The organism is Streptomyces sp. V1I1, assembly GCF_030817355.1.
Classification (GTDB): domain Bacteria; phylum Actinomycetota; class Actinomycetes; order Streptomycetales; family Streptomycetaceae; genus Streptomyces.
In genome coordinates, this window is sequence record NZ_JAUSZH010000001.1 from 3678256 (window position 1) to 3698235 (window position 19980).

Genomic DNA, 19980 nt, shown 5'->3' on the forward strand with positions numbered 1-19980 from the left:
AGCGCACCGGAAAATCGTGTGGATCTTGCTGAAAAACTGTGGACAACTAGCCACTTGTGAATATCCCCGTCGCCCATACCGGTGACTCCCGGGAGCAGCCCTTCCGCTACGCACAGTGACGGTGCAGAGTGATGGAAGGCCGACGTCGGCACGGCTCACACGAGAGGAGAACGATCACAGTGGATCGCGGCAGATGGACGAAAACGCGTCCGGACATGCGACGACCCCCGCCGGGGGGGAGAGCGGGGGTCGTCTCTCCGGCCGACTCGGGGGGGGAGGAGCCGGACCGGGTTAGCACGGTCGCGAACGATCCGTGACTTCCATGGTGTACCCGAGAGCCTTCTCAGGCAAACCCACGCGCCCGAGCGTACGCCGAATGGCGGGCACCTATGCTCAGGCTCGTGGAAAACCACTCCTTGCCGCGCACAGCCGCCTTCTTTGATCTGGACAAGACGGTCATTGCGAAGTCTTCGACGCTGACCTTCAGCAAGTCCTTCTACCAAGGCGGGCTGATCAACCGGCGCGCCGTACTGCGCACCGCCTATGCCCAGTTCGTTTTTCTCGCCGGGGGCGCCGACCACGACCAGATGGAGCGGATGCGCGAGTACCTCTCCGCGCTCTGCAAGGGCTGGAACGTCCAGCAGGTCAAGGAGATCGTCGCCGAGACTCTTCACGACCTGATCGACCCGATCATCTACGACGAGGCCGCCTCCCTCATCGAGGAGCACCACACCGCGGGCCGCGACGTCGTCATCGTCTCCACCTCCGGCGCGGAGGTGGTCGAGCCGATCGGCGAGCTCCTCGGCGCTGACCGGGTGGTGGCCACCCGCATGGTGGTCGGCGACGACGGCTGCTTCACGGGGGAGGTGGAGTACTACGCGTACGGACCGACCAAGGCGGAGGCGATCAAGGAGCTCGCCGCCTCCGAGGGGTACGACCTGGCGCGTTGCTACGCGTACAGCGACTCGGCCACGGACGTCCCGATGCTCGCGTCCGTCGGCCATCCGTATGCCGTGAATCCGGATCGTGCGCTACGCCGGGAGGCGGCGTCGCGGGATTGGCCGATTCTCGTCTTCAATCGGCCGGTCCGGCTCAAGCAGCGGCTACCCGCGTTCTCCATGCCGACGCGCCCGGCCCTTGTTGCCGTGGCCGCGGTGGGTGCGGCGGCCGCCACCGCCGGACTGGTCTGGTACGCGAGCCGGCGGCGCAGCGCGGCCGCCCAAATCGCTACCGCAACCGCGTGAAACAAATTCGCCCGTATTTGAACCTAAAAGTAAAGAACTGCAGCTAGGGCTTCCACTTGCCCTCCCGCAGGAGTACAAATGAGTCAACGGCCCGCGAGACCAAGGACATCCGAGAGGATCACCTTTAACGCATGAAGGCCCCACGGACCGAGCATGAAAACCGAGCACCCACGCGACGTCGACCCGTCGATTACGGGCCAGCCGCACCAGGTGACGGGCAGAAGTTCCCGACCTGATGGGCAACATTCGAGGACGCATGGTAACTCGGTGGACGTGCCAGCGGCGGTACCAATTCTGGTACCGCCGCAACCCTGTTCAGGGGCTTCTCCGGGGTTAGTTCAAGCGGTAGTTCATGCGGGGAGATTCAGGCAGCCCCGCGCTGCAGCGCCTCGCACACCGCCGTCGACTCCCTGACTCCCAGTTCCACCGCGCGCCCGCAGTGCGCGATCCAGGCGGCCATGCCCTCCGGCGTCCCCGTCAGATACCCCTCGAGGGCCGCGACGTACGCGGCCCGGCCCTGCTCCGCGTGCCCGACCTCTGCCGGGCAGATCGACTTCGGGTCCAGCCCGCTGCCGATCAGCACAATGCGCTCGGCCGCGCGGGCGACGAGACCGTTGTACGAGCCGAAGGGGCGCAGCGCCAGCAGCTCGCCGTGGACCACGGCCGCGGTCACCAGGGCCGGTGCGGAGCTGCCCGCGATGATCAGTTCGGCCAGGCCGTCCAGCCGGCCGGTCACTTCACTCGCGTCCGGCAGCGGCGCCTCGATCAGCGGCTCGTCGACCGTCTCACCCGCGAGACGTGGCCGGCCCACCGTGTCGTCGTCGCCCGCGCCGCTCGCCGCGACCAGATGCAGCCGGGCCAGGACCCGAAGCGGCGACTGCCGCCAGATGGAAAGGAGTTGACCGGCTTCAGCGGTCAGCCGCAGCGCGGCCCCGACCGTGCGCGCCTCGGGCTCGACGCCGAAGTCGGTGCGCCTGCGGACCTCTTCCAGCGCCCAGTCCGCCCCGGACAGCGCGGCGGAACCACGCGCTCCGCGCAGCGCCGCCTCCGAGGTGACCTCGTTGCTGCGACGCCGCATGACCCGATGGCCGTAGACGCGGTCGACGGCCTTGCGTACGGAGTCCACGGAGTCGGCGACGCCCGGCAGGGAGCCGAGTGTGGCGAGGGGGTCGACCGACGAGGCATTCGTACTCATAGGTAGCGAGGCTACGCGTCCCCTGCCGCACGTCCCACCTTGGAGTGGTCTTCCTCACTCAGCTTGATTGCGCCACGCGAACGACCCACTACCCTTCGTGAACATGAAGATCGCTTTCGTAGGGAAGGGCGGCAGCGGGAAGACGACGCTGTCCTCGCTCTTCATCCGCCACCTGGCCGCCAATGAAGCCCCCGTCGTCGCGGTGGACGCCGACATCAACCAGCATTTGGGGGCCGCGCTCGGTCTCGACGAGGCGGAGGCCGCCGCGCTGCCCGCGATGGGCGCGCATCTGCCGCTGATCAAGGACTATCTGCGGGGAACGAACCCCCGGATCGCCTCCGCCGAAACGATGATCAAGACCACGCCCCCCGGCACAGGTTCGCGCCTGCTGCGTGTGTGTGAGGACAACCCGGTCTACGAGGCCTGCGCCCGCACCGTCCGGCTGGACGACGGGGACATCCGGCTGATGGCGACCGGTCCCTTCACCGAGTCGGATCTCGGGGTGTCCTGCTACCACTCCAAGGTCGGCGCGGTGGAGCTCTGCCTCAACCACCTGGTCGACGGCCCCGAGGAGTATGTGGTCGTCGATATGACGGCCGGGTCGGACTCCTTCGCGTCCGGGATGTTCACCCGCTTCGACATGACCTTCCTGGTGGCTGAGCCGACCCGCAAGGGCGTGTCCGTCTACCGCCAGTACAAGGAGTACGCCAGGGACTTCGGCATTGCGCTGAAGGTCATCGGCAACAAGGTGCAGGGCCAGGACGACGTGGACTTCCTGCGCGAGGAGGTGCGGGACGACCTGCTCGTCACCGTCGGGCACTCCGAATGGGTGCGGGGGATGGAGAAGGGCCGGCCGGCGCGCTTCGAGCTCCTGGAAGCCGAGAACCGGATGTCGCTGCAGACCCTGCAGAACGCCGCGGAGGACTCGTACGCCCACCGCGACTGGGAGCGCTACACACGCCAGATGGTGCGCTTCCACCTGAAGAACGCGGAGAGTTGGGGCAACGCGAAGACGGGCGCCGACCTTGCCGCGCAGGTCGACCCCGCCTTCGTGCTGGGCGAGCATTCGGCAGTGCCGCAGCCCAGCTGAGGAAACGGCTCGGGAAGCGGATGTCGGTCGTCAGTCCTGCCGGGCCTGCTTGACCGCAGGTGAGACTGCCGAGTTCGCCGGCTGGGCGGCGAGGAACGTCGCCCAGCCGCCCTTCGGGGCCTCGCCGACTCCGAGCGTGCGCATCTTCTCCAGGACCTGCGGGTCCTGGACGTCCAGCCAGTCGGCGAGTTGGCGGAAGGACACGCACTTCACGTCGCGCTTCACACAGACCGTGGCGATCGTCTCCTCGATGGCCCGCATGTACGTGCCGCCGTTCCAGGATTCGAAGTGGTTGCCGATGATCAGCGGGGCCCGGTTGCCCTGGTACGCGCGGTCGAAGGCCTGCACCAGGCCGTCGCGCATCTGGTCGCCCCAGTACTGGTACTGGGAGGGGTCACCCTTGGACGTGCCCGACTGGTTGACCATGAAGTTGTAGTCCATGGCGAGCGTCTCGAAGGCGCGGCCGGGCACCGGCACCATCTGCAGTGACAGGTCCCACAGGCCCAGTTCCTTCTTGGGCCAGACCTGGTCGTTGATACCGCTGGTGTCGTATCGGAAGCCCAGTTCGCTCGCGGCGCGCACAAAGTTCGGGCGGCCCTCCAGGCAGGGGGTGCGGGCGCCGATGAGTTCCTTCTCGTAGTCGAAGGGCAGCGGCTGTTCGGTCTGCAGGTCCGCGTTCGTCTTCCAGTTCTTCACAAAGGACTTGGCCTGGCTGATCTCGCTCTTCCACTCGGGGACGGACCAGTTGCCGACCCCGCCGTCCTCGCCGCAGAAGTGGCCGTTGAAGTGGGTGCCCACCTCGCTGCCCTCCTGCCAGGCGCCGCGGAGCTCACGCACGGTGTCCTTGATGCCCTGGGTGTCATTGAAGCCGATGTCGGAGCGCCCGGGAGAGTGCTGGGGCGGGTCGTAGAGGCTCGCCTTCTCCTCGGGGAGCAGATAGACCCCGCTGAGGAAGTAGGTCATCGTCGCGTCGTACTTCTTGGCGACCTTGCGGAAGTGGGAGAAGAGCTTCTGGCTGTCCTCGCCCGCCCCGTCCCAGGAGAAGACCACGAACTGCGGGGGCTGCTGACCGGGCTTCAGGCGCTCCGGCTTGAGCAGCCCCGGCTGGACTCCGGTGAACGCGGTGGATCCGTCGCCGATGAGACGTACCGCGCTCTCGGGACCCGCGGCGCCCTTGTTCGATCCGGGGGCGCCCTCCTCTGCCGCGCCATGACCGTCCGATCCGGAGCAGCCGGCGAGTCCTGCGATCAGCGCCATGGCGACTGCGCCGACGGCGATCCTCCTCGTGGCGGCCTCCATCAGCCCACCCTCTTTCTATGCATATATGCCTGTACGACGCATTACCTACGGCGCCGACAAGCTCGCATCGAGATGGTGAGGGGGGAGGTGCGACGAGCCGCATTCAAATCACTAATCACCAGTACGGGTGAAAGAGCGCCCCATTTGCCCCAGTAATCCCGCCCCAGTCTTTACTCTGCATTACTATCCATTTACCGAGAGTTGAGAATCCCGCCGCTGCACGCCGTGACCCACGGCCGCGTCCCCCACATTCCGCGACCGCGCTGCCCCGGAGGAGACGGGAACCATGTCTGCCTGCGTCCCCACCCGCACCGACGACCCATCTCGCAAGACCCGCAAATCCCGAAAGTTCCGGAAGAACGACAAGTCCCGGAAGAACGGCAAACCCCAAAAGAACCGCAAGCCCGGCGCACCGCAGAAGGACGCCGCCGGCACGTCACGCGAGGTCCGCCCGTCCCGCACGTTTCTCCCCTCGCGCTTCCAGCGCCCGCACAGCCCGCCACCGCCCGGCGGCGGCCGCCGTCGCTTCCGCATCGCGGGCTCCGACCTGTCCGCCTCGATCTCCGTCTTCCTGATCGCGCTGCCGCTCTCCCTCGGCATCGCACTCGCCACCGGCGCACCGCTCCAGGCCGGGCTGGTGGCCGCCGCTGTCGGCGGCATCGTCGCCGGGCGGCTCGGCGGGTCACCGCTGCAGGTCAGCGGTCCCGCGGCCGGGCTCACCGTCGTCACCGCCGATCTGATCCAGCAGTACGGCTGGCGCACCACCTGCGCCATCACCGTCCTCGCCGGACTCGCCCAGCTCGGGCTGGCCGCCCTGCGGGTGGCCCGCTCGGCTCTCGCCGTCAGCCCGGCGATCGTGCACGGCATGCTGGCCGGCATCGGCGTCACGATCGCCCTCGCACAACTCCATATCGTGCTCGGCGGCACCCCGCAGAGCTCCGCCGTCGACAACGTCCGTGCTCTGCCCCTCCAGTTGGCCGAGCTCCACCCGGCCGCGCTCTCGGCCAGCATCCTGACCATTGCCGTACTGCTGATGTGGCCACGGATTCCCGGGCGCGCGGGTCAGCTCGTACGGAAGATCCCGGCCGCCCTCGCCGCGGTGGCGGGTGCGACCACCTTCGCGGCGGTCGCCGGGCTGAGCCTGCCGCGCGTCGACCTGCCGTCCTGGAGCAACCACGCCCTCCCCCAGTTGCCGGAAGGGCCGATGCTCGGCGTCCTCGCCGCCGTCCTCACCATCACCCTGGTCGGCAGCGTGGAGTCACTCCTGTCGGCGGTCGCCGTCGACAAGCTGGTGGCTGCCCGCAAGGAGCCGGACGTTCGCATTCCGCGCGCCCGGCTCGACCGGGAGCTGGCCGGGCAAGGGGCGGCGAATGTCGTCTCCGGCGCGCTCGGCGGGCTGCCCATTACCGGGGTCGCCGTCCGCAGCGCCGCCAATGTGTCCGCGGGCGGGGTGAGCCGTAACGCCACGATGCTGCACGGGCTGTGGATCGCGGTCGCCGCACTGCTGCTGGTACCCGTGCTCGATCTGATCCCGCTGGCTGCCCTGGCCGCGCTGGTGATGGTCGTGGGCATCCAGATGGTCAGCATCACGCACATTCGCAGCGTGAAGCGGAACCGGGAGATGTTGGTGTACGCGGTGACGCTGGCCGCCGTCGTCGTCACCGGCGTACTGGAAGGCGTGGTGATCGGGATCGCGGTGGCGGTCACGGTCGCGCTGCACCGGCTCACCAGGACGCGGATCACCGCGGACGAGCAGGAGGGGATCCACCGGGTACGGGTGCGCGGCCAGTTGACCTTCCTTGCCGTGCCGCGGCTGAGCCGGACGCTGGGGCAGGTGCCTCATGGAGTCGACTGTGTCGTGGAGTTGGACGGGTCCTTCATGGACCACGCCGCGTACGAGGCGCTGCACGACTGGCAGACCTCGCATGTCGCGCAGGGCGGGACGGTGGAGTTCACCGGCCGGTCCGGGGGCCGGATAAGCGAGCCCGCTACGGACACACACTGCTCCTGCCGCCCCTGGACTCCCTGGCGCAACCACCACTGCGACGCCAGCCCCCGGAACGCCGCCACGCATCAACTGGCCAGCGGGCTCAGCACCTTCCAGCGCAATACGGCCCCGCTGGTGCGCGACGAGCTGGCCCGGCTGGCGCGGGAGGGACAGCGGCCCTCCCAGCTCTTCCTCACCTGCGCCGACTCCCGCCTGGTCACCAGCATGATCACGGCCAGCGGTCCGGGCGATCTGTTCACCGTGCGGAACGTAGGAAATCTTGTGCCGCCGCCCGGCGCGGAGAGCAGCGACGACTCCGTGGCGGCCGCGATCGAGTACGCCGTCGATGTGCTCAAGGTGGACTCGATCACCATCTGCGGACACTCCGGCTGCGGCGCGATGCAGGCCCTGCTGAGCACTCCGCCCGGAGGCGCCCAGACTCCGCTGTGGCGGTGGCTGCGGCACGGGGTGCCGAGCCTGGAGCGGATGCGGAGCCGGCACCGTTCCTGGGCCAGGATCTCCGGCCGGATGCCCAGCGACGCGGTGGAGCAGCTGTGCCTGACCAATGTGGTGCAGCAGCTGGAGCATCTGCGCGCCCATGAGGCGGTGGCGAGGCGGCTCGCCGAGGGCACGCTGGCGCTGCACGGCATGTACTTCCATGTCGGCGAGGCCCAGGCGTATCTGCTCGCGAGCAGCGACGAGCACGAGATCGACGAGGTCTTCGACCGGGTCGCTCCCGCACCTTCGGCGCTGGAGAAGTCGCAAGCCTGAACCGCTCACCGGTCCTGTCCGTGAGAACGTATGGCCCCTCTTTCCCACCGCCCGGGGAGGAGGGGCCACTCATAGCTTCACCCCTGGATTCGCCCCTGGATTCACCCATAGGTCTAAACCAATTTCCGGAAGGCTCTTGTCACCCGGCCATCTGGCTGATGAGCTATGGCCTGGGACACATAGGCACATAGGACGCCCTGGGAAAGGGAGATGTCGTGAGCAACGAAAGCCTGGCCAACCTGCTCAAGGAAGAGCGGCGGTTCGCGCCGCCGGCCGAGCTGGCCGCGAACGCCAACGTGACGGCGGAGGCGTACGAGCAGGCCGAGGTAGACAGGCTTGGCTTCTGGGCCGAGCAGGCAAGGCGGCTCACCTGGGCCACCGAGCCGACCGAGACCCTCGACTGGACCAACCCGCCCTTCGCGAAGTGGTTCGCGGACGGCAAGCTGAACGTCGCGTACAACTGCGTGGACCGCCATGTCGAAGCGGGCAACGGCGACCGCGTCGCCATCCACTTCGAGGGCGAGCCGGGCGACGGCCGCACCATCACCTACGCCGAGCTCAAGGACGAGGTCTCCCGGGCGGCCAACGCCCTGACCGAGCTGGGAGTTGTGAAGGGCGACCGGGTCGCCGTCTACCTTCCGATGATCCCCGAGGCCGTCGTGGCGATGCTGGCCTGCGCCCGTATCGGCGCCGCGCACTCGGTGGTCTTCGGCGGCTTCTCCGCCGACGCGCTCGCCACCCGTATCGAGGACGCCGACGCCGAGGTCGTCATCACCGCCGACGGCGGCTACCGGCGCGGCAAGCCCGCCGCGCTCAAGCCCGCCGTGGACGACGCCATCGACCGCGTGGACCGCGTCCGGCATGTGCTGGTCGTACGCCGCACCGGCCAGGACGTGGCGTGGACCGAGGGCCGCGATGTCTGGTGGCACGACATCGTCACCCGCCAGTCCGCCGAGCACACCCCGGAGCCCTTCGAGGCGGAGCACCCGCTGTTCATCCTCTACACCTCCGGCACCACGGGTAAGCCGAAGGGCATCCTGCACACCTCCGGCGGCTATCTCACCCAGGTGGCCTACACCCAACACGCCGTCTTCGACCTCAAGCCGGAGTCGGACGTCTACTGGTGCACGGCCGACATCGGCTGGGTGACCGGCCACTCGTACATCGTGTACGGGCCGCTTGCCAACGGCGCGACGCAGGTGATGTACGAGGGCACGCCCGACACCCCGCACCAGGGCCGCTTCTGGGAGATCGTGCAGAAGTACGGCGTCACGATCCTCTACACGGCGCCGACCGCGATCCGTACGTTCATGAAGTGGGGAGACGACATCCCCGCCAAGTTCGATCTGAGCAGCCTGCGCGTCCTGGGGTCGGTCGGTGAGCCGATCAACCCGGAGGCCTGGATCTGGTACCGGGAGCACATCGGCGCCGGCAAGACGCCGATCGTGGACACCTGGTGGCAGACCGAGACCGGCGCGATGATGATCTCGCCGCTGCCGGGCGTCACCGAGACCAAGCCCGGCTCGGCGCAGCGCGCGCTGCCCGGTATCTCGGCCACCGTCGTCGACGACGAGGCGAACGAGGTTCCGAACGGGGGCGGCGGCTATCTGGTCCTCACCGAGCCGTGGCCGTCGATGCTGCGCACCATCTGGGGCGACGACCAGCGCTTCCTCGACACGTACTGGTCGCGCTTCGAGGGCAAGTACTTCGCGGGCGACGGCGCCAAGAAGGACGACGACGGCGACATCTGGCTGCTCGGCCGGGTCGACGACGTGATGCTGGTGTCCGGCCACAACATCTCGACGACCGAGGTGGAGTCGGCACTGGTCTCGCACCCGAAGGTCGCCGAGGCGGCCGTCGTGGGCGCGACGGACGAGACGACCGGCCAGGCAATTGTGGCCTTCGTGATCCTGCGCGGTACGGCGAGCGAGGACGAGAACCTCGTGAACGACCTGCGTAATCACGTGGGCGCGACGCTCGGCCCGATCGCGAAGCCGAAGCGGATCCTGCCGGTGGCGGAGCTGCCCAAGACCCGTTCCGGCAAGATCATGCGCCGACTGCTGCGCGATGTGGCGGAGAACCGCCAGCTGGGCGATGTCACCACGCTCACCGACTCGTCCGTGATGGACCTGATCCAGTCGAGGCTGCCCAGCGCCGCCAGCGAGGACTGACCAGGGAAGCTCCACCGAGAACAGCACTGAAGGGCACCCGGCGAAGGCGCGCCGGGTGCCCTTTATGCACTTAAAGTGACACTCACCGGATACGCCCTTGCGCGCTTGGGTAAGCTAATGAATGCGTCAACGACGCGACAAGAAAACCTAGGTGCGCCGGGAAGTCTGGTCGGCATGTGCTCTGTCCTGCCTACCCGACCGGAGGTCCCCCGACGTGGCCGCGCCGACCCCCACCGACGTTAAGTTCCTCGGGCGTCTGTCCCTGCCCGAGCGGACGTTCGTGGCTGACGCGCTGCGTGCTGAGACCGTCGGCGGCGTACTCCTCCTCGCCGCCGCGATCGCCGCTCTGATCTGGGCGAACACCCCGCTGGGCGACAGCTACGAATCCGTACGCGACTTCCACATAGGCCCCTCCGCCCTCGGCCTGGACCTCTCGATCCAGCACTGGGCCGCGGACGGCCTGCTCGCCGTCTTCTTCTTCGTCGCCGGCATCGAGCTCAAGCGTGAGCTGGTGGCCGGCGAACTGCGCGACCCCAAAGCCGCCGCCCTCCCCGTGATCGCCGCGCTCTGCGGCATGGCGGTGCCCGCGCTCGTCTACGTCCTCGTCGCCACCACCGGCGGTGGATCCGCCGCCGGCTGGGCCGTCCCGACCGCCACCGACATCGCCTTCGCCCTCGCCGTCCTCGCCGTCATCGGCACCTCGCTTCCGTCCGCGCTGCGGGCGTTCCTGCTGACCCTCGCCGTCGTCGACGACCTGTTCGCGATCCTGATCATCGCGGTCTTCTTCACCAGCGACCTGAATTTCGCGGCGCTGGGCGGGGCCGTGATCGGCCTCGGCGTCTTCTGGCTGCTGCTGCGCAAGAGTGTCCGCGGCTGGTACGTGTACGTGCCGCTGGCCCTGGTCATCTGGGGGCTGATGTACAACAGCGGCGTGCACGCCACCATTGCCGGTGTCGCGATGGGCCTGATGCTGCGCTGCACCAAGCACAAGGGCGAGGAGCACTCCCCCGGGGAGCACATCGAGCACCTCGTACGGCCGCTGTCGGCGGGACTCGCCGTACCGCTGTTCGCGCTCTTCTCCGCGGGTGTCTCGGTCTCCGGCAACTCGCTCACCGACGTCTTCACCAAGCCCGAGACCCTCGGTGTCGTCCTCGGTCTGGTGGTCGGCAAGACCGTCGGGGTCTTCGGCGGCACCTGGCTCGCGGCGCGCTTCACCCGCGCGGAGCTCAATGACGATCTGGCCTGGCCGGACGTCTTCGCCGTCGCCTCGCTCGCCGGCATCGGCTTCACCGTCTCGCTGCTCATCGGCGAACTGGCCTTCTCCGGCGACCCGGTGCTGACCGACGAGGTCAAGGCCGCGGTCCTGATGGGCTCGTTGATCGCCGCCGTACTCGCCGGAATCCTGCTCAAGCTGCGCGACCGCAAGTACCGCGCGCTCACCGAGGAGGAGGAGCGCGACGACGACCAGGACGGCATCCCCGACATCTACGAGCAGGACAAACCCGAGTACCACCTGCGGATGGCCGCGATCTACGAGGAGAAGGCCGCGGAGCACCGGCGCATGGCCGAACTTGCGGGGGCGTCGCGCGACGGCGGCGACAGTCCGGCATGATCTGACGACGGATCCGTTGATGAGGAGAGGGAGTGAGCGATGAGCGACCCCGGCAACAGCGTGGCGAACGCTGTCGGCGCCGAACGCAGTCTCGGCCAGCTGGTCGCCTCGGCGACCGCCGAGATGTCCGCGCTCGTGCACGACGAGATCGCCCTGGCCAAGGCGGAGCTGCGGCAGGACGTCAAGCGCGGGGCGATCGGCGGATTGGCCATCACCATCGCGGGCGTGTTCGCGCTCTTCTCGCTGCCGGTGCTGAGCTTCGCGGCGGCGTACGGGATTCACAATCTGGGGCTCGGTCTGGCCTGGTCGTTCCTGATCGTGGGCGTGGCGTTCCTGCTGCTTGCGGGGCTGCTGGCGCTGCTCGCCGTCGCCAAGTTCAAGAAGGTCAAGCCGCCGGAGCGGTCCATCGCTTCGGCCAAGCAGACGGCGGCCGTACTGCAGGGCGTCAAGCCGCACCCCCGGCCGGCGCAGGACAAGGTCCCGGTCTGAGGCCCCCGGTCGCGGAGCCGGTGAGCACCGGCGCAGCGGGCCTCGGGGGCGGCCCGTCGCCCTGCTGGGGACGGGCTTGGTGACCGCGGGGTGCTCAGTTGTGGCACGCTCGTCTGCATGACGGCCCCTGATACCGGTACTGGAAGCCCTGTACGCATCGATGGTCCCTGGACACATCGCGACGTGGCTGCCAATGGTGCGCGCTTCCATATCGCCGAGATGGGCGATGGGCCGCTTGTGTTGCTGCTCCATGGCTTTCCGCAGTTCTGGTGGACGTGGCGGCATCAGCTGACCGCGCTCGCCGACGCCGGGTTCCGGGCGGTGGCGATGGATCTGCGGGGTGTGGGCGGCAGCGACCGTACGCCGCGGGGTTACGACCCCGCGAACCTCGCGCTCGACATCACCGGCGTGGTGCGCTCGCTGGGCGAGCCGGACGCGGCGCTGGTCGGGCACGACCTGGGCGGCTATCTGGCGTGGACCGCGGCGGTGATGCGGCCCAAGCTGGTGCGCCGGCTCGCGGTCTCCTCGATGCCGCATCCGCGCCGGTGGCGTTCGGCGATGCTCTCCGACTTCTCTCAGAGCCGTGCAGGGTCGTACATCTGGGGCTTCCAGCGGCCATGGCTGCCGGAGCGTCAGCTGCTTGCGGACGACGCGGCCTTGGTCGGCAAGCTGATCCAGGACTGGTCCGGGCCGCAGCTGCCGGACGAGGACGCGGTCGACGTCTACCGGCGGGCGATGTGCATCCCGTCGACGGCGCACTGCTCGATCGAGCCGTACCGGTGGATGGTGCGGTCGATAGCGCGGCCGGACGGGATCCAGTTCAACCGCCGGATGAAGCGGCCGGTGCGGGTTCCGACGCTGCATCTGCACGGCTCGCTGGACCCGGCGATGCGGACGCGCAGCGCGGCGGGGTCGGGCGAGTACGTGGAAGCGCCGTACCGCTGGCGGCTGTTCGACGGCCTCGGTCACTTCCCTCATGAGGAGGACCCCGTGGCGTTCTCCACCGAGCTCATCAGCTGGCTGAAGGACCCCGAGCCCGACCGGTAGTCGCTGCTACGGCCCGCCGCCACACGCCCCCGAGAACGCTTGTACGACCAGCAGCCAAATGCCCGGCGCATAGGCCAATTGGCCGCCCCTGACGCGATTACCGACCATGAGGCACGGGCAAACCTCGGGGTATGGGCTGGACGCACGACTACGGTGACGCAGCACGCAACCGCCGCTCGGCCATTGGGCCGATCACCCACGAGAGGGGTGGCCCTCAGAGCGAGGGCCATGAGCATCCGGGGCAAGGGATCGGCATTTCCCGCATCCTGAGGCGCCGGGCCCGCTGGGTCTCGGCGCGACTGCGGCATACCCGAAGCTGACGCCTGCCCCTCCCGCTACAGCGCGCATCCCTGACTGTCGACCTGCTGGTTGGCGGTCAGGCCGACTGCGATGTCGTCGCGGATCTCGTCGACCGTCAAGGCGTAGCCGGTGTCCGGGTCGTCCAGTGACCTGGCGAAGATGACGCCGTACACCCTGCCGTCGGGCGTGAGCAGCGGACCGCCGGAGTTGCCCTGACGGACCGTCGTGAAGAGCGAGTAGACGTCGCGCTGCACGGTGCCGCGGCGGTAGATGTCGGGTCCGTTGGCGTTGATCCGGCCGCGGACGCGGGCCGAGCGCACGTCGTACGAGCCGTTCTCCGGGAAGCCGGCGACGATCGCGCTGTTGCCGCTGCGCGCGTCGGAGTCGGCGAACTGGAGCGGCCGCGCCCTCAGGTCGGGTACGTCCAGTACGGCGATGTCGCGCTGCCAGTCGTAGAGCACGACCTTCGCGTCGTACAGCCTGCCCTCGCCGCCTATCTGCACGGTCGGCTCGTCCACGCCGCCGACGACGTGCGCGTTGGTCATGACCCGGCGGTCGGAGAAGACGAAGCCGGTGCCTTCGAGGACCTTGCCGCAGCTCTGCGCGGTGCCGACGACCTTGACGATGGACCGCTGGGCGCGGGCGGCCACCGGGCTGCCCGCGAGCGCCGGGTCCGGGGCCTGGACCTCGGTGATGGGCTCGTTGGCGAACGGGCTGAAGACCTGGGGGAAGCCGTTCTGCGCGAGGACGGAGGAGAAGTCCGTGAACCAGGTGTTCGCCTGACTTGGCATCACCCGGGAGACCCCGAGGAGCACCTTGGAGTTACGGACCTCCTTGCCGAGCGTGGGCAGCGAGGTCCCGGCGAGCGCGGAGCCGATCAGCCAGGCGACCAGCAGCATCGCGACGACGTTGACCAGCGCGCCGCCGGTGGCATCCAGGGCGCGGGCCGGCGACCAGGTGATGTGCCGGCGCAGTCTGTTGCCGAGGTGGGTGGTGAAGGCCTGGCCGACCGAGGCGCAGACGATCACCAGTACGACGGCGATGACCGCGGCAGTCGTGGACACCTCGGAATCGTTCGTCAGTTGACCCCAGATGACGGGCAGCAGATAGATCGCCACAAGTCCGCCGCCGAGGAAACCGATCACCGACAGGATGCCGACGACGAAGCCCTGGCGATAGCCGACGATCGCGAACCACACGGCAGCGACCAGCAACAGGATGTCCAGCACGTTCACCGTCATTAGCCTCGCAGATTCGTCGCCGGGTGCTCCGTCCGGCTGGGGGTCCTGGCCGCCCGCTGCCGAGCCGCCTTCGATGCCGCGCTCCTGGGGGCGCGGCACGGGGTCAGCCTGTCATGAGCGCCAGTCGAGCGGGACCTGCTTGGCGCGGTCCCATGGTCGTTCCCATCCTGCGAAGTGCACAATGCGGTCGATCACACCGGCGGTAAAACCCCAGACCAGAGCCCCCTCGACCATAAACGCCGGTCCTGTGTGGCCGCTTGGGTGCACGGCCGTCGCACGGTTGGCCGGGTCCGTGAGATCCACCACGGGCACGGTGAAGACCCGCGCGGTTTCCGCGGGATCGACCGCTCCGACCGGGCTCGGGGTGCGCCACCACCCCAGTACGGGCGTGACCACGAAACTGCTCACCGGGATGTAGAGCTTGGGCAGTACGCCGAAGATCTGGACGCCCGTCGGGTCGAGGCCGGTCTCTTCCTCGGCCTCGCGCAGCGCGGCGCGCAGCGGTCCGGTGGTGGCCGGGTCGCCGTCCTCGGGGTCGAGCGCGCCGCCGGGGAAGGAGGGCTGCCCGGGGTGCGAGCGGAGGCTGCCGGCACGCTCCATGAGCAGCAGCTCGGGACCCTTGGCGCCCTCGCCGAGCAGGATCAGGACGGCGGACTGCCGGCCGCCGCCGCTCTCGGGCGGCAGGAAGCGGCTGAGCTGCTGGGGCTCAACAGTGTCCGCGGCGCGCACGACGGGGTCGAGCCACGCGGGCAGGCCGTCGGTCGTGACGGCCACATCGCGGTCGTACGTTTCTTCTTCAGCGCGCATCATGGGCACCCCCTCATTCACAACGCCTCGGGGCGCTTGGATCGTTCCGTGAGTCGTACGAGGTGCGAGGTCACCCGGCCGCTCCCAGGGCCGGAGCCGGTTTGCCCGGGTAGTCCGGGGGCGGGTTCAGGCGCTGGCCCGGCTGGCCGCCCATCTCGTACTTCAGCAGCTTCTTCGCCTTCACAGGGTCAGTCTCGCCCTCTCCGTACGAAGGGCAGAGGTGCGCGATGGGGCAGGCGCCGCAGGCCGGTTTGCGGGCGTGGCAGATCCGGCGGCCGTGGAAGATCACCCGGTGCGAGAGCATCGTCCACTCACTCTTGGGGAAGATCGCGGCGATCTCGGCCTCGATCTTCACCGGGTCCTGCTGCTCGGTCAGCTTCCAGCGGCGCACGAGGCGCTGGAAGTGGGTGTCGACGGTGAGGCCGGGCACTCCGAACGCGTTGCCGAGGACCACGAACGCCGTCTTGCGGCCCACTCCGGGCAGCTTCACCAGGTCCTCGAGGCGCCCGGGGACCTTTCCGCCGAAATCGTCCCGGATGGCGGCCGCGAGTCCCATGATCGACTTGGTTTTGGCGCGAAAGAAGCCCGTCGGGCGGATGAGCTCCTCGACCTCTTCCGGATTCGCGGCGGCGAGGTCCTCGGGCGTGGGGTACTTCGCGAAGAGCGCGGGCGTGGTCTGGTTCACCCTCAAGTCCGTCGTCTGGGCGGACAGGACCGTAGCGACCAGAAGCTCGAAGGGATTTCGGAAGTCGAGCTCCGGATGGGCGTACGAATAGACCTCGGCCAGCTCCCTGTTGATCCGGCGGGCGCGGCGTACCATCGCCAGCCGCGATTCCGGTTTGGTGGCCTTTGTCGCTTCCTTAGGGCCGAGCGAGGCCTGTTCGCCCACAGCGGAATTCTGCTTTCCGGACACTCTCCCAGCCCCCTTGGCCTGCGCTCTCACCGGCGAATTGGACACCCGGTCAGCCTACGGGCCACCGCTGACATCCGTCCCGGTCCCTGATAATCAGGACCCAATCGGGCCCCTGCCGTACGAACAGGCGCTCCCGTGCGTCAAACTTGTTGTGACTGATCGCACCAATTTTTACTGCCGGGGGTCCGGGGGTTGTCCTCCGGACCAGCACAGCGCGGTCCGGCATCATGGGGGCCACGGTCCCCTGAGCAGGTCGACAAGGAGAGAACTCGTGGACGACGTTCTGCGGCGCGCCCCGCTCTTCGCGGCGCTCGATGACGAGCAGGCCGCGGAGCTCCGCGCCTCGATGAGTGAAGTGACGCTCGCCCGCGGCGATGCTCTCTTCCACGAGGGCGACCCCGGCGACCGCCTGTACGTGGTCACGGATGGCAAGGTCAAGCTCCACCGCACGTCCCCCGACGGCCGCGAGAACATGCTCGCCGTCCTCGGTCCGGGCGAGCTGATCGGCGAGCTGTCGCTCTTCGACCCGGGGCCGCGCACCGCCACCGCCAGCGCGCTGACCGAGGTCAAGCTCCTCGGCCTGGGCCACGGTGACCTCCAGCCCTGGCTGAACGTACGCCCCGAGGTGGCCACCGCGCTGCTGCGCGCGGTCGCCCGCCGGCTGCGCAAGACCAACGACCAGATGTCCGACCTGGTCTTCTCCGACGTGCCGGGCCGCGTGGCCCGCGCGCTCCTTGACCTGTCGCGCCGCTTCGGCGTGCAGTCGGAGGAGGGCATTCACGTCGTCCACGACCTCACCCAGGAAGAGCTGGCCCAGCTGGTCGGCGCCTCCCGGGAGACGGTGAACAAGGCGCTGGCCGACTTCGCGCAGCGCGGCTGGCTGCGGCTGGAGGCGCGGGCCGTGATCCTGCTGGACGTGGAGCGCCTCGCCAAGCGTTCACGCTGACTCGCGCTGACGCCCGCCGATTCACGCTGGGCATCTGACGTACGAACGCGAAAGGGCCGCCCCGGTCGACTCCGGGGCGGCCCTTTCGCGTTCGTACGGGCAGTTACGTCAGTTCTTGGTGCCGTCAGTTCTTGGTGCCGTCGACGATCAGCGGGTTTCCGCTGCCGCCGCCGCACGGCACCGCGTACACCGGGTGCTTCGCCGCGGCCTCCTTGAAGGCGTCGATGCACTGGTTGGTGAGCACCTTGTCGGTGAGCGACTCGTTCAGGATCTTGTTGGCCCGGGCGATGCCCTCGGCCTCGATCCTGCGGCGCTCGGCCTCCGCCTTCGCGGTGCGCGCCGCCTCCGTCGCCCGCTCCGTCGCCTGCTGCTGCTGGATCTTGCGGTCGATCTGGTCCTGCAGCCGGTCGGACGGCTTCACATTGCGCAGGTTGACGGTGGTGACGTCGATGCCGCGCGGGGCGAGCCGCTCCTTGATCAGGTCGCCGATCTCGGTGTTGATCTTCTCGCGGGCCGAGGTGTAGCCCTCTTCGCTGGTGTGGCGGGCGAAGACGTTGCGGATGATCTCGCGGCTGTCCGGGAAGACCAGCCGCTGCTGGATGGCGTCCTCGCTGCCGGCGAGCCGGTAGAGCTCGACGACCTTGGCCGGGGTCACCGCCCACTTCACGGTGAGCTCCACGTACATCACGCCGCCCTGCGAGGAGCGCACCTCGACCACGTCCTTGTCGGAGAGGTTGAGGTCCACCGGGCGGGTGGAGAACGTGGTGACGTTCGTGAACGGCGAGGTGAGGTTCACCCCGGGGTTCATGGGGGCGCCGACCTTGCCGAAGGTGACCGGGACGCCGACCTCGTAGGCGCTGACGATGTGCACACAGCTGAAGATCCCGGAGAACAGGCCGGCGATCAGCGCGCCGAGGGCGCCGAGCCTGAGGCCGCGGCGCTCACTGCCGCGGGCGGCGAAAAACATCACGGCCGCGGCTATGACGAGCACGATGAACAGGACAAACACGTGGTTCCCCCCAGGAACGGATGCCAGAAGTAAGCGGAGCGTAAAGCATGGGTCAAGGCATCCGACGCCTGGGGGCCCGGCGGCGGTTTCAGATCAGGCCGTGCTCGCGCAGATACTCCAGCTGCGCCCGCACCGACAGCTCGGCCGCCGGCCACAGCGACCTGTCCACGTCCGCGTACACATGGGCGACCACGTCCGCCGGTGTGACATGGCCGGCCTCGACCGCCGTCTCCACCTGGGCAAGCCGGTTCGCCCGGTGCGCCAGATAGAACTCGACCGCGCCTTGTGCGTCGTCGAGTACGGGCCCATGGCCCGGCAGCACCGTGCGCACCCCGTCGTCGACCGTCAGCGAGCGCAGCCTGCGCAGCGAGTCGAGGTAGTCGCCGAGCCGCCCGTCCGGGTGCGCGACCATCGTCGTACCCCGCCCCAGGATCGTGTCGCCGGTCAGCACGGCCCGGTCGGCGGGGAGATGGAAGCAGAGCGAGTCGGCGGTGTGGCCGGGGGTGGGGACCACGCGCATCTCCAGCCCACCGACACGGATCACATCGCCCGCCGCGAGCCCCTCGTCGCCGAGCCGCAGCGCCGGATCGAGGGCGCGGACGTGCGTACGCGTCAGCTCGGCGAAGCGCGCGGCGCCCTCGGCGTGGTCGGGGTGGCCGTGGGTGAGGAGGGTCAGGGCGACCCGCTTGCCCGCCTTCTCGGCGGTGGCGATGACTGCCTGGAGGTGTATGTCGTCGAGGGGCCCGGGGTCGATGACGACGGCGAGCTCGGAGTCCGGTTCGGAGACGATCCAGGTGTTGGTGCCGTCGAGGGTCATCACGGAGGCGTTGGGCGCGAGGACATTGACCGCGCGTGCGGTGGCGGGCCCGGAGAGCACGCCACCACGCGGCTGTCCGGGCAGGGCAGCGGCATCGGTCATCGCACACCTCCGGTGTGGCAGCGGGGCGCGGCGGCTTCCGTCATCGCTCGCCCTCCGCCGTGATGCCGCCCGTCGTGATGCCGCCCGTCGGCACGTGCTTGGTGAATTCGTCGTGGCCCGGCCAGCTCAGCACCAGCTCCCCGCCCTCCAGCCGCGCCTTCGCCAGTACGGGAGTGAGATCCTGCTCCCCCGCCGCCGCCAGCGCCTGGGCCGCCGTTCCGTACGGCTGCAGCGCCCGCAGCGTCGAGACCGTGGGGGGCATCATCAGCAGATCGCCCTTGTCATAGCCGGCCGTCGCGTCCGCCGGGCGGATCCAGACCGTGCGGTCCGCCTCCGTCGACGCGTTCCGCGTCCGCTGTCCCTCCGGCAGCGCGGCCACGAAGAACCACGTGTCGTAGCGCCGCGGCTCGAACTCCGGGGTGATCCAGCGCGCCCACGCGCCCAGCAGGTCCGAGCGCAGCACCAGGCCCCGCCGGTCCAGGAAGTCCGCGAATGAGAGGTCCCGGTCGACCAGCGCCTTGCGGTCGGCCTCCCAGTCGTCGCCCGTCGTGTCGCCGACGACCGTGTCGGGCGTCAGGCCCGCGAGCAGGACGCCCGCTTCCTCGTACGTCTCCCTGACCGCCGCGCACACAATGGCCTGGGCCTCGGCCCGACCGGTTCCCAGCCGGGCCGCCCAGTCGTCCAGCGAGGGGCCCGCCCACCGCACCAGATGGTCGTCGTCGCGCGGGTCGACGCCGCCGCCCGGATATGCGTACGCGCCTCCCGCGAAAGCCATGGAGACGCGTCGGCGCAGCATGTGGACGGCAGGGCCGTCCGGCGTGTCGCGCAGCAGCATCACGGTCGCGGCACGCTTCGGCGGCACGGCGGTGAGCTCACCGCTCGCGAGCGCACGAATCCGGTCCGGCCACTCCGGTGGGTACCACTGACCATTGGACATGGA

At 69.1% G+C, this 19980-nt stretch carries 17 protein-coding genes; 9 read left to right on the forward strand and 8 right to left on the reverse strand.

Annotated features, from left to right (window positions below; translation table 11 throughout):
- The first annotated feature begins 389 nt into the window (after positions 1-389).
- Positions 390-1244: an HAD family phosphatase gene (locus QFZ67_RS17200; RefSeq protein ID WP_307661967.1), complete on the forward strand. Its 855-nt coding sequence runs from the start codon at positions 390-392 to the stop codon at positions 1242-1244.
- 364 nt (positions 1245-1608) lie between these two features.
- Here the strand turns inward: QFZ67_RS17200 and QFZ67_RS17205 are convergent, their stop codons facing one another.
- Positions 1609-2439, reverse strand: coding sequence for an oxidoreductase (locus QFZ67_RS17205; protein WP_307661968.1), 831 nt, complete (start codon positions 2437-2439; stop codon positions 1609-1611).
- A gap of 103 nt (positions 2440-2542) precedes the next feature.
- Here QFZ67_RS17205 and QFZ67_RS17210 point away from each other — a divergent pair, with 103 nt between their 5' ends.
- Entirely contained in the window at positions 2543-3529 is a 987-nt protein-coding gene (locus QFZ67_RS17210) for an ATP-binding protein (RefSeq protein WP_307661969.1), read from the forward strand.
- A gap of 30 nt (positions 3530-3559) precedes the next feature.
- Here QFZ67_RS17210 and QFZ67_RS17215 read toward each other — a convergent pair whose 3' ends face one another.
- Positions 3560-4828: a hypothetical protein gene (locus tag QFZ67_RS17215; protein WP_307661970.1), complete on the reverse strand. Its 1269-nt coding sequence runs from the start codon at positions 4826-4828 to the stop codon at positions 3560-3562.
- 286 nt (positions 4829-5114) lie between these two features.
- Between QFZ67_RS17215 and QFZ67_RS17220 the strand changes: the two genes are divergently transcribed.
- From QFZ67_RS17220 to QFZ67_RS17245, 6 genes are all read left to right on the forward strand, one after another.
- Positions 5115-7586 carry a bifunctional SulP family inorganic anion transporter/carbonic anhydrase gene (locus tag QFZ67_RS17220; protein WP_307661971.1) on the forward strand — a complete coding sequence of 824 codons (2472 nt, stop codon included), beginning with the start codon at positions 5115-5117 and terminating at the stop codon, positions 7584-7586.
- A 215-nt stretch (positions 7587-7801) separates the two neighbouring features.
- A complete protein-coding gene (acs, locus tag QFZ67_RS17225) occupies positions 7802-9757 on the forward strand; it encodes an acetate--CoA ligase (RefSeq protein WP_307661972.1) in 1956 nt (651 codons plus the stop codon).
- 214 nt (positions 9758-9971) lie between these two features.
- On the forward strand, positions 9972-11369 hold the full coding sequence (nhaA, locus tag QFZ67_RS17230; RefSeq protein ID WP_307661973.1) for a Na+/H+ antiporter NhaA: 1398 nt from the start codon (positions 9972-9974) through the stop codon (positions 11367-11369).
- Positions 11370-11408: 39 nt separating this feature from the next.
- Positions 11409-11858: a phage holin family protein gene (locus tag QFZ67_RS17235; RefSeq protein ID WP_307661974.1), complete on the forward strand. Its 450-nt coding sequence runs from the start codon at positions 11409-11411 to the stop codon at positions 11856-11858.
- 117 nt (positions 11859-11975) lie between these two features.
- Positions 11976-12905 (forward strand): alpha/beta fold hydrolase, encoded by a 930-nt coding sequence (locus QFZ67_RS17240; RefSeq protein ID WP_307661975.1) that lies wholly within the window; start codon positions 11976-11978, stop codon positions 12903-12905.
- 131 nt (positions 12906-13036) lie between these two features.
- Complete coding sequence (locus QFZ67_RS17245) at positions 13037-13225, forward strand: hypothetical protein (protein ID WP_307661976.1); 189 nt, start codon at positions 13037-13039, stop codon at positions 13223-13225.
- Between the two features lie 15 nt (positions 13226-13240).
- On the opposite strand, the gene QFZ67_RS17250 is transcribed toward QFZ67_RS17245, so the two are convergent.
- The 3 genes from QFZ67_RS17250 to nth all read right to left on the reverse strand — a co-directional run bounded on the left by QFZ67_RS17250 (position 13241) and on the right by nth (position 16166).
- Positions 13241-14440 (reverse strand): MarP family serine protease, encoded by a 1200-nt coding sequence (locus QFZ67_RS17250; RefSeq protein ID WP_307665873.1) that lies wholly within the window; start codon positions 14438-14440, stop codon positions 13241-13243.
- A 117-nt stretch (positions 14441-14557) separates the two neighbouring features.
- A complete protein-coding gene (locus QFZ67_RS17255) occupies positions 14558-15256 on the reverse strand; it encodes a CoA pyrophosphatase (protein WP_307661977.1) in 699 nt (232 codons plus the stop codon).
- 67 nt (positions 15257-15323) lie between these two features.
- The gene (gene nth / locus QFZ67_RS17260) at positions 15324-16166 is read right to left on the reverse strand and encodes an endonuclease III (protein ID WP_373430060.1); all 843 of its coding nucleotides are present in this window, start codon (positions 16164-16166) and stop codon (positions 15324-15326) included.
- 271 nt (positions 16167-16437) lie between these two features.
- On the opposite strand from nth, the gene QFZ67_RS17265 reads away from it, so the two are divergent.
- Positions 16438-17112 carry a Crp/Fnr family transcriptional regulator gene (locus QFZ67_RS17265; protein WP_307661979.1) on the forward strand — a complete coding sequence of 225 codons (675 nt, stop codon included), beginning with the start codon at positions 16438-16440 and terminating at the stop codon, positions 17110-17112.
- Between the two features lie 124 nt (positions 17113-17236).
- Here the strand turns inward: QFZ67_RS17265 and QFZ67_RS17270 are convergent, their stop codons facing one another.
- The 3 genes from QFZ67_RS17270 to QFZ67_RS17280 all read right to left on the reverse strand — a co-directional run bounded on the left by QFZ67_RS17270 (position 17237) and on the right by QFZ67_RS17280 (position 19977).
- Entirely contained in the window at positions 17237-18121 is an 885-nt protein-coding gene (locus QFZ67_RS17270; protein WP_307661980.1) for a prohibitin family protein, read from the reverse strand.
- A gap of 88 nt (positions 18122-18209) precedes the next feature.
- Entirely contained in the window at positions 18210-19040 is an 831-nt protein-coding gene (locus QFZ67_RS17275) for an MBL fold metallo-hydrolase (RefSeq protein WP_307661981.1), read from the reverse strand.
- Between the two features lie 40 nt (positions 19041-19080).
- Positions 19081-19977 carry an NUDIX hydrolase gene (locus QFZ67_RS17280; protein WP_307661982.1) on the reverse strand — a complete coding sequence of 299 codons (897 nt, stop codon included), beginning with the start codon at positions 19975-19977 and terminating at the stop codon, positions 19081-19083.
- Positions 19978-19980 lie beyond the last annotated feature (3 nt).

Bases quoted from the DNA above. Each gene is read 5' to 3' on its own strand.
- QFZ67_RS17280 (WP_307661982.1), bottom strand. From the start codon at position 19,977: ATGTCCAATGGTCAGTGGTACCCACCGGAGTGGCCGGACCGGATTCGT.
- QFZ67_RS17210 (WP_307661969.1), top strand. From the start codon at position 2,543: ATGAAGATCGCTTTCGTAGGGAAGGGCGGCAGCGGGAAGACGACGCTG.
- QFZ67_RS17205 (WP_307661968.1), bottom strand. From the start codon at position 2,439: ATGAGTACGAATGCCTCGTCGGTCGACCCCCTCGCCACACTCGGCTCC.
- QFZ67_RS17215 (WP_307661970.1), bottom strand. From the start codon at position 4,828: ATGGAGGCCGCCACGAGGAGGATCGCCGTCGGCGCAGTCGCCATGGCG.
- QFZ67_RS17235 (WP_307661974.1), top strand. From the start codon at position 11,409: ATGAGCGACCCCGGCAACAGCGTGGCGAACGCTGTCGGCGCCGAACGC.
- QFZ67_RS17245 (WP_307661976.1), top strand. From the start codon at position 13,037: ATGGGCTGGACGCACGACTACGGTGACGCAGCACGCAACCGCCGCTCG.
- QFZ67_RS17275 (WP_307661981.1), bottom strand. From the start codon at position 19,040: ATGACCGATGCCGCTGCCCTGCCCGGACAGCCGCGTGGTGGCGTGCTC.
- QFZ67_RS17220 (WP_307661971.1), top strand. From the start codon at position 5,115: ATGTCTGCCTGCGTCCCCACCCGCACCGACGACCCATCTCGCAAGACC.
- QFZ67_RS17200 (WP_307661967.1), top strand. From the start codon at position 390: ATGCTCAGGCTCGTGGAAAACCACTCCTTGCCGCGCACAGCCGCCTTC.
- QFZ67_RS17240 (WP_307661975.1), top strand. From the start codon at position 11,976: ATGACGGCCCCTGATACCGGTACTGGAAGCCCTGTACGCATCGATGGT.
- QFZ67_RS17255 (WP_307661977.1), bottom strand. From the start codon at position 15,256: ATGATGCGCGCTGAAGAAGAAACGTACGACCGCGATGTGGCCGTCACG.